The sequence below is a fragment of the Achromobacter ruhlandii genome, from assembly GCF_902859695.1.
GTDB classification, from domain to species: Bacteria; Pseudomonadota; Gammaproteobacteria; order Burkholderiales; family Burkholderiaceae_B; genus Achromobacter; species Achromobacter ruhlandii.
In genome coordinates this window covers 334414-350632 of record NZ_CADIJL010000003.1, presented here as the reverse complement: position 1 = coordinate 350632, position 16219 = coordinate 334414, and the positions used below count along the sequence as shown (strand labels likewise).

Below are 16219 nucleotides of genomic sequence, written 5' to 3'. Positions count from 1 at the left end.
TGCCAGAAATGGAATTTTGAATTTGAGGGCCCCATGGATATCCAGCTTAACGACATCGCGCTCTTCGTCGAGGTCGCCAAGCGCAAGAATTTCAGCCACGCCGCGGAAGCGCTGAATATCCCGACATCCACGCTCTCACGCCGGGTCAGCGAACTGGAGCGCAGCGTGGGCATGCGCCTGCTGAACCGCAGCACCCGCAAGATCGACCTGACCGAAGCCGGCGCCATCTACTTCGAGCGCTGCCGCCACATCGTCGAAGAAGCCCGTATCGCCCATGACCAGTTGCTCGACATGGCGGTGCAGCCCAAGGGCCGCCTGCGCATCTCGTTGCCAACCAGTCTGGCGCAGTTGTTCCTGCCCGCCGTCATCCGCGAATTCCGCGAACAGCATCCCGATATCGAATGCGACTTCGATCTCAGCATGCGGCCGATCGACCCCATCAGCAATCCGTTCGACCTGATCCTGCGCTTCGGGCAGCAGCCCGATTCCAGCCTGATCTCGCGCAAGATCGTGCTGATGGCGCATCAGCTATACGCCTCGCCCGACTACCTGGCGCGCCACGGCGAGCCGCGCGTGCCGGCCGACCTGAGTCATCACGAATGCCTGCGTCCGACGATGCGCGACGAATCGTCCTTCTGGATGCTGCATTCGGGTGACAAGGTGGAGCGGGTGCAGGTATCGGGCCGGCTGTCAGCCAACAACGTCGGCATGCTCGGACGCCTGGCAGGACAGGGCCTGGGCATCACGCCCCTGCTGGTGTTCGATGCGATGGAACGGGCGATCCAGCAGGCCGGACTGGTGCGCGTGCTGCCCGACTGGAGCCTGACGCCCCTGCCCTTGTTCGCCCTGCTGCCCTCGCGCATGCTGCCGGCCAAGACCAAGGCGTTCCTGGACTTCATCCAGCCGCGGCTGTCCGACGCCTGATTCCCGCGCGCCAGCCGTTCAGACGGAGGCGCTGTCGTATTGACAGACCGTGTACAGCGGCGTGCCGGTGGCCGCGATCTTGGCCGAGCCACCCAGTTCGGGCAGGTCGATGATGGCGGCGGCCTCGACCACGTTGGCGCCCAGGCGCTGCAACAGCTTGATGGCCGCCAGCATGGTGCCGCCAGTGGCGATGAGGTCATCGACCAACAGGACGCGCTGGCCGGTGCGCACAGAATCGGTGTGCATCTCGACCGCGGCGTTGCCGTATTCCAGCGAATATTCCTCGGCCACGGTTCGGTAGGGCAGCTTGCCCTTCTTGCGCACCGGCACGAAGCCCAGGTTCAGTTCATAGGCGAGCACGCTGCCAATGATGAAGCCGCGCGCGTCCACGCCCGCGACCAGATCCAGGCGCTGGCGCATGTAGCGATAGACGAAAAGGTCAATCAGCACCCGGAACGCGCGCGGATCCTGCAGCACGGGCGTGATGTCACGAAAAATGACACCGGGTTGGGGCCAGTCTGGAACGCTGCGGATGGTGCGCCGGATGTACTCGGCGTTGTCGGTCTGCATGGAAGACGGCCCTGAAGAATTGAAGCAAGGCGAACTATAACCGCGCATCCGCGCTTAAGCCAGGATTGCCTCCGGCGATGACACGTCATGCAATTGTCCGCCGCGCAGCATGCAACAGCGATCGACCGCGCCGGGCGGCAGGGCCGCATGCGTCGCCAGCACCACGGCACGGCCCTGCGCGGCGTGGCCCAAGTCCGCAAGGAACGCCGCCTCGGCCGCCGCGTCCAGTCCGGCCGTCGGTTCGTCCAGCACGATGACCGCCGCCGGTGACAACAGCGCCCGCGCCAGGCACAGGCGCCGCGCCTGCCCGGCCGAGAGCAGCGAACCGGTTTCGCCGGCCCAGGTGTCCAGGCCGTCGGGCAGGCCTCGCACGAACTCGCCCAGGCGGGCGGCATCCAGCGCGCGCCACAGCGCCGCGTCATCGGCCCGCGGATCGCCGATAAGCAGGTTGGTGCGCAAGGTGCCCAGGAAGACCGGCGCGTCCTGCGACAGCAGCGCGATGCGTCGGTGCCAGTCCGCCTGCGCACAGGCGCGGGCGTCGACGCCGGCATAGCGTACCTGGCCGGCCAGCGGATCCTCCAGGCGCAGCAGCAGGTGCAGCAGCGTCGACTTGCCCACGCCGCTCGGCCCCAGGATGGCCACGCGCTCCCCCGCTTCCACGCGCAGATCCAGCTGGCGCAGCAATGGCGCCGGCGACTCCCCGGCGCGCGCCGGATAGGCGAAGTCCACACCGACCAGCTCCAGCGCGCCGCGCTGCGGCAAGGGACTGGGTGTGGCGGGATCACGCATGTCCGGCTCGCGCTGCGCCACATCACGGATGCGCGCGGCGGCGGACAGCGCCGAGCCCATGCGCGAGGCGCCGCGCATGATCGGACCAGCCACCTCGAAGATGCCGATCACGGCCAGCAACAGGCCCACCAGCAACGGCCCCTCCAGCGCGCCCGCCTCGTATTGCGCGAGGCCGAACCACAGCACGGCCAATACCGACACGCCGGCGGCTGCCTGCAGAAACCATTGCCCGCGGGCAGCCACGCGCGCCTGGCTGCCGCGCGCCCTGGCGCTGGCCTCGCACAGGCGCTCGAAATGCGCGAGGGTCTGGGCCTGCGCGTGCAACGCCACCATATCGGCGTGGCCGTCGACCGCGTCCAACGCGGCCGCCCGCAGGCCGGCCGCGCTTTCCTGCGCAGCCGCGCCGGGCCTGCGCGCCGCGCGCAGCAACCACCATGGCACCAGCGCGCACACCACTAGCAAGGCCAGCGCGAACACCAGTGCCGCCGCCGGCACCCAGTACCCCAGCACCGCCGTCAATACGGCGCCGGCCAGGATGGCGGTGGCAAGGGGCGCCAACACAAATAGAAAGACCGTGTCCAGCGCGTCGACGTCACCCGTCATGCGCGCCACGAGATCGCCGCTGCGATAGCGTGCCAGTTGGCGCGGCGTCAGCCGGATCAGCGCCGTGAAGACCACTGCGCGCAGATCCGCCAGCAATCGCAACGTCGCGGCATGGCCGACCACGCGGTCGGCATAGCGCGACACGATCCGCAGGAACGACAGGCCGCGCACCAGCGCGGACGGCGCGAACAGGTTGAAAGCGCCGCCGGCCCCCGCCAACGCCGCGCCGGTCAGGAACCAGCCGGACACGCCCAGCAGGCCCACGCCGGCCGCCACGGTCGCCAGCGCACAGAACAGGGCGAGCAGCAGCCCGCCCTTGCGGCGCGCGTACAGGGGCAGCAACAACAACAGATTCTTCATGCGTCTTTCACCTTGGCATCAGCCACACGCAGTACCCGGGCGAAACGCGCCGCGACCAAGGGCGAATGCGTCGCCAGCAGCAGTGTGCGGCCATCGGCGAACGCCAGGATCTCGTCCAACACGCGCGCTTGCGTCGCTTCGTCCAGATGGGCGGTCGGCTCATCCAGCAGGATCAGGCCCGGATCGCGCAGGAACAGCCGCGCCAGCGCGACGCGTTGCGCCTGGCCGCCGGACAGGCCATGGCCTCGGCTGCCCAGGGGCGTATCCAACCCTTGCGGCAGGTTTTGCGCAAACTCCAGCACGCAGGCGCGACGCGCGGCCTCTCTGACCGCGTCGTCGGAAGCGTCCGGCCGGCCCAACCGGATGTTGTCGGCGATGGACCCGGCCAGCAATTGCGGCTTCTGCCCGATCAGCGCCACCCGCGCGCGCAGCGCGGCCTCGTCCCATTGCGCCAGCGGCACGCCGTCCAGGCGGATGTCGCCCTGGCTCGGACGCAGGCGCGCAAGGGCTTCGATCAAGGTGGACTTGCCGATTCCGCTGGGACCCATCAGGGCCACCCGCTCACCCGGCGCCAGCGCCAGCGCCGCCTCGGACAGCACCGGTTGCGGTCGGCCGGGCGCGGCCATCGTCAGGCCCGCCACCGCCAGGCGCGCGCCGCCTGTGCCTGACAGCGGCGCCGCCTCGGGCGCACGGGCCGCGGCCTCGCTCCGCACTTGCGGCAAGCCGTCGAACAGGGTGGCGATCTGCGATACCGCGGCCAGTGCCGTGGCGCGGTCATGGTAGTGCGCCGCGAACTGGCGCAACGGCGCGTAGACCTCGGGCGCCATCAGCAGGCAGAACAGGCCGGCCTGCAGCGTGAAGGGCGACCAGCGCAGGTCGAGGAATCCCAGATAGCTCAGGCCGATATAGACGGCTACGCCAGCCACCCCCAGCGCGGCGAAGAATTCCAGCACGGCCGACGACAGGAACGCGATGCGCAGCACGGAAAGGGTACGCTGGCGCAGCGCGTCGCTGGCGGCGGCGACCGACGCCGCCTCGGCCTCGGCGCGTCCATAGAGTTTCAAGGTGGACAGGCCGCGCAGCCGGTCGGCGAAGAAACCCGACAGGCGTGCGAAGGCCCGCAGATGGCGGCGGCTGGCGCCCTGCGCGCCCCAGCCGACCAGGGCCATGAACAACGGAATCAGGGGCGCCGTGATCAGCAGCACCAGCCCCGCGATCACATCCACCGGCAACAGCAGCACGGAAAAGGCCACGGGCAGCAAAGCCGCCGCGGCCATGGTCGGCAGATACTTGGAAAAGAAGCCGTCTAGCGCCTCGACCTGATCCACCAGGGCGCTGGCGATCTCGCCCGACGCCTGCTTGCGGCTCCAGTCCGGGCCCTGGCGCAGCAGGCGCGCGAACAGCGCCTGGCGCACGTGGCACTTGATGCGTTCGGCGGCATCGGCCCCGGCGCGCTCGCCCGCCCAGGTGATGCAGGCGCGCGCCAGCATCAGCGCGGCGATGGCCAGGATCTGGCCAAGCAGCTCCAGGCGCGGCGCCTGCCGCACGATGGCGGCGTCCAGCACGCTGGCCAGCAGCCAGGCCTGGACCACCAGCAACGCGCCCGACGCCAGCGGCGCCGCGCCCGCCAGCATCAGCGGCAGCCGGGCCGCCCCGGCCAGCCCCCTCAGCCAGCGCGATTGCTCGCGCGGCGGCTTGCGCAGGCTGGCGGAGGGGTCATGCTCCAGGCTGCTGGCGCGGCCGCTCACTCGTCGTCACGGCTGGCACGCGGGTCATGCGAGTGACCTTCGCGCAGCTCGAACCACATTGCATTGAGGATGGCGAACGCACACGCCAGTCCCAGGCCGAGTACCCATGAGAAATACCACATGGTGAAGGCTCCTTAGCTCAGTACGAATTGGGCGTGTCGCCCACGGATGCGTGGGTCACCTTGCCGCGCATGACGCGGTACACCCAGGCGGTGTAGAGCGTCACGATCGGCAGGAAGACGACCACGGCGATCACCATGATCCACAGCGTCATGTGGCTGGACGACGCGTCCCACACCGTCAGGCCGGCCTGCGGATTGCTCGACGACGGCATCAGGAACGGGAACAGCGAGAAGCCGACCGTCAGGATGATGCCGGTGATCGAGACCGCCGAAGCCAGGAACGACAGCACGTTGGCGCGCATCGTCAACAGCAGCAGTACCAGCACCGCGCCGGCCACGCCCAGCGCGGGCGCGATCCACATCAGCGGCCACTTGGCATAGTTGGCCATCCACGCGCCGGCCTGCACGGTGACGCTCTTGAGCATGGGATCCGACGGCCCCTGCATGTCGACGGCGCTGGTGATGGCGTGGCCATCCAGGGCCGTCACCCAGAACCCGCCGGCGGCGAACAGCACCAGGACCAGCAGCGCGCACAGGCGGCCCCAGTTGCGCGCCCGCGACGACACCGGATCCTCGGTGCGCCAGGCCAGCAGCACGGCGCCGTGCATCGCCAGCATCACCACGCTCAGCACGCCGCACAGCAGCGCGAACGGCGTGAACAGCTGGTAGAAGTGGCCCTGGTACACCATGCGCAGCGCGTTCTCGTCGAACGTGAACGGCACGCCCAGGATGATGTTGCCCACGGCCACGCCGAACACCAGCGAGGCCACCACGCCCGAGAAGCACAGCACGCCATCCCAGCTATTGCGCCAGCGGGTGCCTTCCATCTTGCTGCGGTACTTGAAGCCGACGGGACGCAGGATCAGCGCGATCAGCGCCAGCATCATCGCCAGGTAGAAGCCCGAGAAAGAGGCGGCATACAACAGCGGCCAGGCGGCGAAGATGGCGCCGCCCGCGGTGATCAGCCACACCTGGTTGCCTTCCCACACGGGGCCGACCACGTTGATCACCACGCGGCGTTCGGCATCGGTCTTGGCGACTACCGGCAGCAGCGCCGCCACGCCCAGGTCGAAGCCGTCCATCACGGCGAAGCCGATCAGCAGCGCGCCCAGCAGCACCCACCAGACCACCCGCAGGGTGGCGTAGTCGAAAGGAATAAGGGTATCCATTGTTTCTCTCCCCTTAAGCGCGCACGGCGGCGTGGACGGGATCGGCGGCGGCGCTGGCCGGGACCGGCGCGTCGGATTTCGGGCCCTTGCGCACGGCGTGCAGCATGACCTTCACACCGATGATCAGCAGCACGGTGTACAGCACCAGGAAGATCGTCAGGCTGATGGCCAGGTCGGCGATAGTCAGGCCGGACGCCGCGTAGTACGTCGGCAGCACGCCTTCGATCACCCACGGCTGGCGGCCATACTCGGCCACGAACCAGCCGCTCTCGATGGCGATCCAGGGCATGGGCAGGCTCCACAGCGCCACCTTCAGCAGGCCGCGGCGGCTGTCCAGGCGACCGCGCGAGGCCAGCCAGAATGCCACGCCGAAGAACAGGATCAGGTACATGCCCACGGCCACCATGATGCGGAACGCCCAGAACAGCGGCGCCACGTTCGGCACGGTATCCACCGCGGCCTTCTTGATGTCCTCTTCGGTGACCTTGCTCATGTCGGTCTGGTAGCGCTTGACCAGCAACGCGTAGCCGAGGTCGGGCCAGGTGCGGTCGAACACCATGCGGGCGTCCACATCCTTGGGATTGGCGCGGATCTTCTGCAGGGCGTCGTACGCCACCATGCCGTCGCGGATGCGATTCTCGGCGCGCAGGATCAGGTCGTTGATGCCCAGCAGCGGGGTCGTCAGCGAGCGCGTGCCGATGAGGCCCATGACGTAGGGAATCTCGATGGCGAAGTCGTTCTTGCGTTCGGCCTGATTGGGCAGCGCAATCAGGTTGAAGGACGCGGGCGCCGGCTCGGTGTGCCACATGGATTCCATGGCCGCGATCTTCATCTTCTGGTGTTCGGTGGTGAGATAGCCGCTCTCGTCACCCAGCACGACGACCGACAGCGCCGACGCCAGGCCGAAGCTGGCGGCCACCGCCATCGAGCGCTTGGCCAGGTCGGTATGGCGGCCCTTGAGCAGATACCAGGCACTGATCGCCATGACGAACATGGCGCCGGCCACGTAGCCCGCGCTGACCGTGTGCACGAACTTGGCCTGCGCCACCGGATTGAAGATCACCGCGGCGAAGTCGGTCATTTCCATGCGCATGGTGTCGGGGTTGAACACCGCGCCCACCGGGTTCTGCATCCAGCCGTTGGCGATGAGAATCCACAGCGCCGAGAAGTTGGTGCCGAACGCCACCAGCCAGGTCACCACCAGGTGGCTGACCTTGGACATGCGATTCCAGCCGAAGAAGAACAGGCCGACGAAGGTGGCTTCCAGGAAGAAGGCCATCAGCCCTTCGAGCGCCAGCGGCGCGCCGAAGATGTCGCCCACGTAGTGGCTGTAGTACGACCAGTTCATGCCGAACTGGAACTCCATGACCACGCCCGTGGCCACGCCCAGCGCGAAGTTGATGCCGAACAGGGTGCCCCAGAACATCGTCATCCGCTTCCAGATGGGGCGGCCAGTCATGACGTACACGCTTTCCATGATGGCCAGGATGAACGACAGGCCGAGCGTGAGGGGGACGAAGAGGAAGTGGTACAGCGCGGTCGCGGCAAACTGGAATCGCGACAGGTTGACGACGTCGAGATCAATCATTGGGGCGCTCCCATGCAGGTGAGTAGCCACAGCAACCGGCATGGTTCCCAGGCCGTCTCTGGCGCCATGATAAGGGCGTTGTATACAGCTTCATAGAGGTTTCCTGAAAAAATCGGGGCGGATCGGCGATCAGCCTTTGCCCCGCAACTTGCCGGCGAAGCCCAGCACTTTCTGCACCTTGGAACCCAGCTTCATCAGGTTCTGCAGTGTCTCCGGCGGCAGACGTTGAACCTCATCGAACCACCCGGTGGACAGTTCGATGAGCTCCAGCATTTCGGTCATGCGTTGCTGCGCATAGGCGCCGTCGGGCCCCGCGGGGGGCTCCAGCAGGGTGTCTCGCAGCAAGGTCAGGGTGGGATCGATTTCGCGCTTGCGCTTCTCTTCCATCAGGATGCGGAAGATCTCCCAGACATCCTTGGGCGTCTCGAAGTAGTCGCGGCGGTCGCCGACCTGGTGCACCAGCTTCACCAGGCGCCAGGACTGCAGCTCTTTCAGGCCCAGGCTGACGTTCGAACGGGAAAAGCCCAGCGTTTCGGCGATGTCGTCGGCATGCAGGGGCTGGGGCGCCAGGAACAGCAAGGCGTAGATCTGGCCGACGGTGCGGTTCACGCCCCAACGGCTGCCCATTTCGCCAAAGTGCAGGACGAAACGTTCGTTTTGAGGGGTAAGCACCATGATCCATCCAGGCCAGCAAATGCAACGACGGCAAACATAAATAAATAGTTACGCCGTTTTCAGAAATTCCTGAAATTATCGAACAAACTGTGCGAAAACACAAACCACACCGGTAGCAGGGGTATAGCCGCAAGGGATGACAATTCTGCCGCCCCGCCCTCGAAATCAGTCGCAATCTGTTGTGGGCGCACGACGAAAAAAGCCACCCGCCGATAGGCGGGTGGCTTGCAAACGACAGGCAGCCCGGGCGTGTGACCCGGAGCGGGCTGGGGCGTCAGCCGGCTTTGACGGTGACGGCGGCCGACACGCGCTTGGCCTTGGCGCGCGCGGCGGCCACGTCCTCGGCGACCGCCAGGCCCACGCCCATGCGACGCTTGACGAAGGACTCGGGCTTGCCGAACAGGCGGATGTCGGTGCCGGGCTCGGCCAGCGCCTGGGCCACGTTGTGGAACGACACGGCCTTGGCCTCGACCCCGCCATAGATGACGCTGCTGGCGCCGGGCTGGCGCAGCGAGGTGTCCACCGGCAGGCCCAGCAGGGCGCGGGCGTGCAGCTCGAATTCGTTCTGAACCTGGGTGATCATGGTGACCATGCCGGTGTCGTGCGGGCGCGGGCTGACTTCCGAGAACCACACCTGGTCGCCGGCCACGAACAGTTCGACGCCGAAAATTCCAAGGCCGCCCAGCTCGGCCGTCACGGCAAGGGCGATCTCGCGGGCACGCTCCAGCGCCGCGGGCGACATGGGATGGGGCTGCCAGCTCTCGACGTAGTCGCCGTCGACCTGCTTGTGGCCGATCGGCTCGCAGTAGCGGGTCTCGACCTGGCCATCGACGCCCCGGGCGCGCACGGTCAGCAGCGTGATTTCGTAGTCGAAGCGGATGAAACCCTCGACGATGGCGCGGCCGCCGCCCACCCGGCCGCCTTCCTGGGCATAGCGCCAGGCCGCGGCCAGGTCGTCCGCGCCCTTGATGACGGACTGGCCCTTGCCCGACGAGGACATGACCGGCTTGATGACGCAGGGGTAGCCGATGCCGCCATCGATGGCCTGGCGCAGTTCGTCTTCGGTATCGACGAAGGCGTAGGGCGAAGTGGGCAGACCCAGGGTCTCGGCGGCCAGCCGGCGGATGCCCTCGCGGTTCATGGTCAATTGCGCCGCCCGGGCGGTCGGGGTGACCCGCGCCACGCCGGCCGCTTCCAGGTCCACCAGCAAATTGGTGGCAATGGCCTCGATTTCGGGGACAATAACGTGCGGCTGCTCCTGCCGGATGATCTTTTCCAGGGCCGCCGGGTCCGTCATCGACACCACATGGGCGCGGTGCGCCACCTGGTGACCCGGCGCGTCGGCGTACCGATCCACCGCAATCACTTCCACGCCCAGGCGCTGCAGGGCGATGATGACCTCTTTGCCCAGTTCGCCCGAGCCGAGCAGCATGACGCGGGTGGCCAGGGGAGACAGGGGCGTGCCAAGGACGGGGCTGGGAATGCTGGACATGGAGCGGGCCTGGAAAGGAAAGATTGATAGCCGGATGAAAGAGCCGCCAGGATGCCATACCCCCCAGCCCGGGGCAAACCCGCAACCTGATATTAAAATCCCCTGATGACCGACCATCCCACCACATCGTCCGAGTCTGCGCTGGCATCCGCGCGCAGGACGCTGCAAATCGAAAGCCAGGGCATCCTGGACCTGTCCGCGCGGCTGGACGACCGCTTCGCGCAGGTCGTCGCCATGCTGCTCGCCTGCCGTGGGCGCGTGGTCGTCAGCGGCATCGGCAAGACCGGCCACATCGCCCGCAAGATCGCCGCCACCTTCGCTTCCACCGGCACGCCCGCCTTTTTCGTGCACGCGGCCGAAGCGGTGCACGGCGACCTGGGCATGATCACCCGCGACGATGTCCTGATCGCCATTTCGTACTCCGGGTCGGGCCAGGAACTGCTCACCATCCTGCCGGTCGTGCGCCGCATGGGCGCCAGCCTGGTGGCCATTACCGGCAACCCGCAGTCCGAGCTGGCGCGGCTCGCCGACGTCCACCTGGACGCCAGCGTGTCCCAGGAAGCCTGCCCGCTGAACCTGGCGCCCACCGCCAGCACCACCACGGCGCTGGCCCTGGGCGACGCGCTGGCCGTGGCCTGTCTCGAAGCGCGCGGCTTCGGTCCGCAGGATTTTGCCCGCTCGCATCCCGGCGGGGCGCTCGGTCGCCGGCTGCTGACCCACGTGCGCAACGTCATGCGCCAGGGCGACGCCCTGCCCGTGGTGGCGCTGGGCACGCCGGTCTCGCAGGCGCTCGAAGTCATGTCGGCCAAGGGCATGGGCATGACGGTCGTCTGCGACCCGCAACACCGCCCGGTGGGCATCTTCACCGATGGCGACCTGCGCCGCCTGATCGCACGCTACGGCGACATCCGCAGCCTGAACGTCGAAGCCGGCATGACGCGCTCGCCGCGCAGCATCAACCCGGACGCGCTGGCCGTCGAGGCCGCGCGCCAGATGGACGAACTGCGGCTCAATCAAATGCTGGTGCTGGACGCCGACGGCGCCCTGCTCGGCGCCTTGCACATGCACGACCTGATGGCCGCCAAAGTGGTATGACTATGACTCTCCCTCCTTCGATCACCCACCCCGCCGAAGCCCTGGTCCTGGCCCGTATTGCGCCGGGCGTGCGCGAACGCGCCGCCGCCGTGCGCCTGATGGTCTTCGACGTCGACGGCGTGCTGACCGACGGCAGCCTGTATTACGGCGAGACCGGCGAAGTCCAGAAGCGCTTCCACTCGCTAGACGGCCACGGGCTGCGCCTGCTGATGGAAGGTGGCCTGAAGGTCGCGCTGATGACCGGCCGTTCCGGCCCCATCGTGGCCCGCCGCGCCGCCGAACTGGGCATTTCGGAGGTCATGCAGGGCGTACGCGACAAGGGCGCGGCGCTGGCCGAACTTGCGCAGCGCAGCGCGGTCCAACTGAACCAGACCGGCTATATGGGCGATGACATCATCGACCTGCCGGCGATGCAACGCGCAGGCTTCGCCGCCAGCGTGCCGAACGCGCCGGGCTACGTCAGCCAGGCGGCCCACTGGATCGCCACGCAACCGGGCGGCGGGGGCGCGGTGCGCGAATGCTGCGACCTGCTGTTGGCCTCCCAAGGCCGGCTGGGCGGTTTCCTGGCGGCGCCGGGGCTGCTCGGCCCGGGCGCCATCCAGTAAGTCGGCGCGCCCATCACCCCTTCGCATACCGATGAAAGATCGTTTCCCTTCCCTGATCGCGCTGTTCCTGCTGCTGGTGCTCGTCGCCAGCACGTATTGGGCCGCCGACTACGCGCAGCGCGCGATCCAGACGGATCCGCCGCGCCGCGTCACGCACGAAATGGACGCCTGGTCGCGTAATTTCGTGATGCTGCGCACCGACCCCACCGGCCGTCCCATCAACCGGCTGGAGGGCGAATACGCCGAGCACTTCCCGGACGACGACTCCTATCACATCACCCAGCCGCGGGCCATCGGCCAGCGCGAAGCCAGCCCGATCACCGTGGGCGTGTCCAAGACGGCCGTCATGGAACAAGGCGGCAAGCGCATCGTCATGAACGGCGATGCGCACGTGCACCGCCAGCCCGATGCCAACAACGACGTCCTGGACGTGCGCAGCCAGCAACTGATCCTCCTGCCCGACGACGACGTGGTCTACACCGACCTGCCGGCCGAGGTCATCAAGGGCCGCTCGCGCATGAACGGCAAGGGCATGCACTACAACAACAAGACACGCCAACTGCAGGTGTCGGCCTCCACGGACGTGGAAATCGCCGGCACGGAAAACAAATCGCGCCGTCCCGCCGAAACCCCTGCCAACTCCTCTGACCAGAAGAAACCATGACCGACCTCCGGATTCGCATTGCCCCCACCACGCGCCTGCTGGGCGCGGTGCTGCTGATGGCATCGGCGATGGCGCCGGCGCTCGCGGCCGACCCCAAGCCGGCCGCCGCCGGTTCGAGCAAGACCGCGCCCGCCGAGGAGCCCACCACGACGATCCTGTCGGACACGCTGCACTACGACGACGTGAAAAAGCAAAGCGTGTTCACCGGCAACGTCAACATGACGCGCGGGTTGATGACGCTGACCTCCGACACGCTGGAAATGCATGAGGACGCGGCCGGCAACCAGTACGGCACCGCCACCGCCAACAAGGGCAAGGTGGTGACCATCCGCCAGGAACGTCCCGAGACCTACGAACTGATCGAAGGCAAGGGCCTGCGCGCCGAATACGATGGCACCAAGAGCACCTTCGACCTGATCGGCCAGGCCGTGGTGGTGCGCTATGTCTGCGGCAAGCCTTTCGACACCATTCGCGGCGATCGCGTACGCTACAACGAAAAGAGCGGCACCTATGAAGCCCAGGGCGGCCCGAACTCGGCGGCCGCCGGCGGCCGCGTGCGCTCCGTGGCCGAGCCGCGCGCCAAGTCGGACGCCGCGGTGGCCGAATGCCGCAAGCAGCAAGAATCGAAGAAGGGGCGCTGAAAGCGCCTCCCACGTCATCCACACGCAGCCACGATGAACCAACCTTCAGTGCAGACTCCCGTGACCTCCGCCCCTTCGGGCGTCAAGCAGGGCAGCCTGCGCGCAACCGGCTTGCGCAAGACCTACAACGGCCGCACGGTGGTGCAGGACGTGTCCCTGTCCGTGTCCAGCGGCGAAGTGGTCGGCCTGCTCGGCCCCAACGGCGCGGGCAAGACCACCAGCTTCTACATGATCGTGGGCCTGGTGCCGGCCGACGCCGGTCGTATCGAGATCGATGGCTCGGTCATCACCGCGATGCCGATCCACAAGCGCGCCCGCATGGGACTGTCGTACCTGCCCCAGGACGCCTCGGTGTTCCGCCGCCTGACGGTCGAGCAGAACATCCGCGCGGTCCTCGAACTGCAGATCGGGCCGGACGGCCGCACGCTGTCCACGCCCAAGATCAACGAGCAGATGGAACTGCTGCTCGAAGAGCTGCAGATCGGCCACATCCGCAGCAACGCCGCCATTTCGCTGTCGGGCGGCGAGCGCCGCCGCGTCGAAATCGCGCGCGCGCTGGCCACCAGTCCGCGCTTCATCCTTCTGGACGAGCCCTTCGCGGGCGTGGACCCGATCGCCGTGATCGAGATCCAGCGCATCGTGCGCTTCCTGAAGGGGCGCGGCATCGGCGTGCTGATCACCGACCACAACGTGCGCGAAACGCTGGGCATCTGCGACCGCGCCTACATCATCAGCGAAGGCAAGGTGCTGACCGACGGTCACCCCGACGAAATCGTCGGCGATCCGGCCGTTCGCCGCGTCTACCTGGGCGAACACTTCCGCATGTAACACCCCATTGGGGAAAATCCCAGGGTCCCTGACGGCCCCTGGGGCACGCCCCTGGGCGAGCGCCATGAAAATGCCATGAACTTGCGCTAGGTCAGCTTGTTTTATCGGCCCGAGTCTATACACTAGTATCAAACGAACCCCTCGAACAAGGAGAACGCCTAACGACCCCACCGCGCCTTCCGCGCACCATTTTTTCCTCTTTTAGAAGGAGAGCACACTATGAACCTGAGCATCTGCGGTCGTCACCTCGACGTCACCCCGGCCATCCGGGAATATGTCATGAACAAACTGGCGCGAGTGCTGCGGCATTTCGATCACGTCATCGATACCCAGGTCATGCTCTCAGTAGAGCCCCTGCGGCACAGAGCCGAAATCACCATGCGTCTTAGTGGCAAGGACATTCATTGTGAAGCAACCGATGAAAACCTCTACGCCGCGATCGACCTTCTCGCTGACAAAGTCGACCGTCAGGTCATCAAGCACAAGGACAAGGTACGAAGCCACTCGGCAGAGTCCGTGAAGCGGCAAGCGGCGAACCTTTCGCCAACCCAGTAACACCGCGCTTCATGACCCGCTCGCCGTGCGAGCCAGGAAACAGCAACTCTTGAATCCTGCCTAAGTCCCGGTGTCCCGCTAGACCCAGAGTCCAGCCGGGGCATCGGCAAACTCCCTCCCCTGCACGACCTCCTCTTTGTCCCCCGAATCCCCGGCAGTTGGCCGCGGGGCGCCGTTCACTCCCAGAATATCCGACGCCATACCGTCCTGGTATACCTGCCTGCGCACGAAGAATGCCCACAACCCGGCGCTATCAGTCTATGCTGTCGCTCTCGTGCCGGGAGCGGCGGCCTGATCCAGGAGGGTGCGGACCGCCAGGAAAGTGCCTCCCACCGGAGTTTTTTGCAGTGCGTCATATAACCCTATAATGACCCGATGAATCATTTGTCGCGCATCCTTCCCGCCGGCAACGTCGTCCTCGATATGCTCGCCACGAGCAAGAAGCGCGCGTTCGAACAGGCTGGCCTCCTCTTTGAAAACAACCACGGCTTGGCACGCGCGCTCGTGTTCGATAGCCTGTTTGCACGGGAACGCCTGGGCTCGACCGCCCTGGGCCAGGGCGTGGCCGTGCCGCACGGTCGCGTCAAGGGTCTGGAACAGGCGCTCGCCGCCTTCATCCGCCTGGCCCAGCCGATCACGTTCGATGCCCCCGACGGCCAGCCGGTCTCGATGCTGCTGTGTCTGCTGGTGCCCGAAACCGCCACGCAGCAGCACCTGGATATCCTGGCCGAGCTGGCGCAGTTGATGTCCAACAAGGCACTGCGCGAAGCCCTGGCCACCGAGACCGATCCGGCCATCGTGCACAAGATGCTCACCACCGGCCAACTCTGATCCTCGCGGAAACGCTGCCATGCTCACGGTGCAGGAACTCGTCGACGACAACGCCGACAAAATCCCCTTCAACTGGATTTCCGGCCAAGGAGCCGCGGACCGCGCGATTCCCGATGACGGCATGGCGGCCGCCGACCTGGTGGGTCACCTCAACCTGATCCACCCGTCGCGCATCCAGGTGTTCGGCCAGGAAGAGCTGGCGTACTACACCCGCTTCGACCTGCGCCGCCGCATGCACCACATGGACGAGCTGCTGATCGGTGGCGTGCCCGCCATCCTGCTGGCCGACGGCCTGACGCCGCCGCAGGACCTGGTGGACCAGTGCGACCAGCACCAGGTGCCGTTGCTGTCCACCCCGGTGGCGGCCGCGCAGCTGATCGACCTGCTGCGCATCTACCTGGGCAAGAAGCTCGCGCCCACCACGACCGTGCACGGCGTGTTCCTGGATGTGCTGGGCCTGGGCGTGCTCATCACCGGCGAATCCGGCCTGGGCAAGAGCGAACTGGCGCTGGAACTGATCTCGCGCGGCCACGGCCTGGTGGCCGACGACGCGGTCGAGTTCTCGCGCACCGCCCCCAACATGATCGAGGGCCACTGCCCGCAACTGCTGCAGAACCTGCTGGAAGTGCGCGGCCTGGGCCTGCTCGACATCCGCACCATCTTCGGCGAGACCTCGGTGCGCCGCAAGATGCGCCTGAAGCTGATCGTGCACCTGGTGCGCGCCACGGCGCAGGACAAGTTCGAACGCCTGCCGCTGCAGGACATCACCCAGGACATGCTGGGCCTGCCGGTGCGCAAGGTCATGCTGCAGGTGGCCGCCGGCCGCAACCTGGCGGTGCTGGTGGAAGCCGCCGTGCGCAACACCATCCTCAAGCTGCGCGGCATCGACACCCTGGGCGAATTCATGGAACGCCAGGCCATGGCGATCCTGCAAAGCAGCAAGTAAGCGCGCGTCGCCGC

Annotated in this window: 17 protein-coding genes; 9 read left to right on the top strand and 8 right to left on the bottom strand. The window is 67.0% G+C overall.

The window, feature by feature from the left end; translation table 11 throughout:
- Window positions 1-33 precede the first annotated feature (33 nt).
- A complete protein-coding gene (locus tag HV742_RS06020; protein WP_049076849.1) occupies window positions 34-924 on the top strand; it encodes a LysR family transcriptional regulator in 891 nt (296 codons plus the stop codon).
- An 18-nt stretch (window positions 925-942) separates the two neighbouring features.
- Here HV742_RS06020 and HV742_RS06015 read toward each other — a convergent pair whose 3' ends face one another.
- From HV742_RS06015 to purT, 8 genes are all read right to left on the bottom strand, one after another.
- Window positions 943-1494 carry an adenine phosphoribosyltransferase gene (locus HV742_RS06015; RefSeq protein WP_006391794.1) on the bottom strand — a complete coding sequence of 184 codons (552 nt, stop codon included), beginning with the start codon at window positions 1492-1494 and terminating at the stop codon, window positions 943-945.
- 54 nt (window positions 1495-1548) lie between these two features.
- The gene (gene cydC, locus HV742_RS06010) at window positions 1549-3246 is read right to left on the bottom strand and encodes a thiol reductant ABC exporter subunit CydC (RefSeq protein ID WP_059272783.1); all 1698 of its coding nucleotides are present in this window, start codon (window positions 3244-3246) and stop codon (window positions 1549-1551) included.
- Window positions 3243-4994 carry a thiol reductant ABC exporter subunit CydD gene (gene cydD, locus HV742_RS06005; protein ID WP_175144672.1) on the bottom strand — a complete coding sequence of 584 codons (1752 nt, stop codon included), beginning with the start codon at window positions 4992-4994 and terminating at the stop codon, window positions 3243-3245. Before cydD ends, cydC begins: the two co-directional genes overlap by 4 nt.
- The gene (cydX, locus tag HV742_RS06000; RefSeq protein WP_006389893.1) at window positions 4991-5116 is read right to left on the bottom strand and encodes a cytochrome bd-I oxidase subunit CydX; all 126 of its coding nucleotides are present in this window, start codon (window positions 5114-5116) and stop codon (window positions 4991-4993) included. The genes cydD and cydX overlap by 4 nt, the downstream gene beginning before the upstream one ends.
- 17 nt (window positions 5117-5133) lie before the next feature.
- Entirely contained in the window at window positions 5134-6285 is a 1152-nt protein-coding gene (gene cydB, locus HV742_RS05995; RefSeq protein WP_068981173.1) for a cytochrome d ubiquinol oxidase subunit II, read from the bottom strand.
- Window positions 6286-6298: 13 nt separating this feature from the next.
- On the bottom strand, window positions 6299-7873 hold the full coding sequence (locus HV742_RS05990) for a cytochrome ubiquinol oxidase subunit I (RefSeq protein ID WP_049076857.1): 1575 nt from the start codon (window positions 7871-7873) through the stop codon (window positions 6299-6301).
- 129 nt (window positions 7874-8002) lie between these two features.
- Window positions 8003-8548 (bottom strand): GbsR/MarR family transcriptional regulator, encoded by a 546-nt coding sequence (locus HV742_RS05985; protein ID WP_175144671.1) that lies wholly within the window; start codon window positions 8546-8548, stop codon window positions 8003-8005.
- Between the two features lie 274 nt (window positions 8549-8822).
- The gene (gene purT, locus HV742_RS05980) at window positions 8823-10040 is read right to left on the bottom strand and encodes a formate-dependent phosphoribosylglycinamide formyltransferase (protein WP_175144670.1); all 1218 of its coding nucleotides are present in this window, start codon (window positions 10038-10040) and stop codon (window positions 8823-8825) included.
- Between the two features lie 105 nt (window positions 10041-10145).
- Here purT and HV742_RS05975 point away from each other — a divergent pair, with 105 nt between their 5' ends.
- From HV742_RS05975 to hprK, 8 genes are all read left to right on the top strand, one after another.
- Window positions 10146-11135 (top strand): KpsF/GutQ family sugar-phosphate isomerase, encoded by a 990-nt coding sequence (locus HV742_RS05975; protein WP_175144669.1) that lies wholly within the window; start codon window positions 10146-10148, stop codon window positions 11133-11135.
- The gene (locus tag HV742_RS05970) at window positions 11132-11740 is read left to right on the top strand and encodes a KdsC family phosphatase (RefSeq protein ID WP_080977522.1); all 609 of its coding nucleotides are present in this window, start codon (window positions 11132-11134) and stop codon (window positions 11738-11740) included. The genes HV742_RS05975 and HV742_RS05970 overlap by 4 nt, the downstream gene beginning before the upstream one ends.
- Window positions 11741-11771: 31 nt before the next feature.
- Window positions 11772-12404, top strand: a complete 633-nt coding sequence (gene lptC, locus HV742_RS05965) for an LPS export ABC transporter periplasmic protein LptC (protein ID WP_054419996.1) — start codon at window positions 11772-11774, stop codon at window positions 12402-12404.
- Window positions 12401-13045 (top strand): lipopolysaccharide transport periplasmic protein LptA, encoded by a 645-nt coding sequence (gene lptA, locus HV742_RS05960; RefSeq protein ID WP_049076870.1) that lies wholly within the window; start codon window positions 12401-12403, stop codon window positions 13043-13045. Before lptC ends, lptA begins: the two co-directional genes overlap by 4 nt.
- Before the next feature lie 33 nt (window positions 13046-13078).
- On the top strand, window positions 13079-13873 hold the full coding sequence (gene lptB / locus HV742_RS05955) for an LPS export ABC transporter ATP-binding protein (RefSeq protein WP_049076872.1): 795 nt from the start codon (window positions 13079-13081) through the stop codon (window positions 13871-13873).
- 219 nt (window positions 13874-14092) lie between these two features.
- Complete coding sequence (gene hpf, locus HV742_RS05950) at window positions 14093-14428, top strand: ribosome hibernation-promoting factor, HPF/YfiA family (protein WP_049076874.1); 336 nt, start codon at window positions 14093-14095, stop codon at window positions 14426-14428.
- A 375-nt stretch (window positions 14429-14803) separates the two neighbouring features.
- Entirely contained in the window at window positions 14804-15259 is a 456-nt protein-coding gene (locus HV742_RS05945; RefSeq protein WP_049076876.1) for a PTS sugar transporter subunit IIA, read from the top strand.
- Window positions 15260-15278: 19 nt separating this feature from the next.
- Complete coding sequence (hprK, locus tag HV742_RS05940) at window positions 15279-16205, top strand: HPr(Ser) kinase/phosphatase (protein ID WP_006216298.1); 927 nt, start codon at window positions 15279-15281, stop codon at window positions 16203-16205.
- The last annotated feature ends 14 nt before the right edge of the window (window positions 16206-16219 follow it).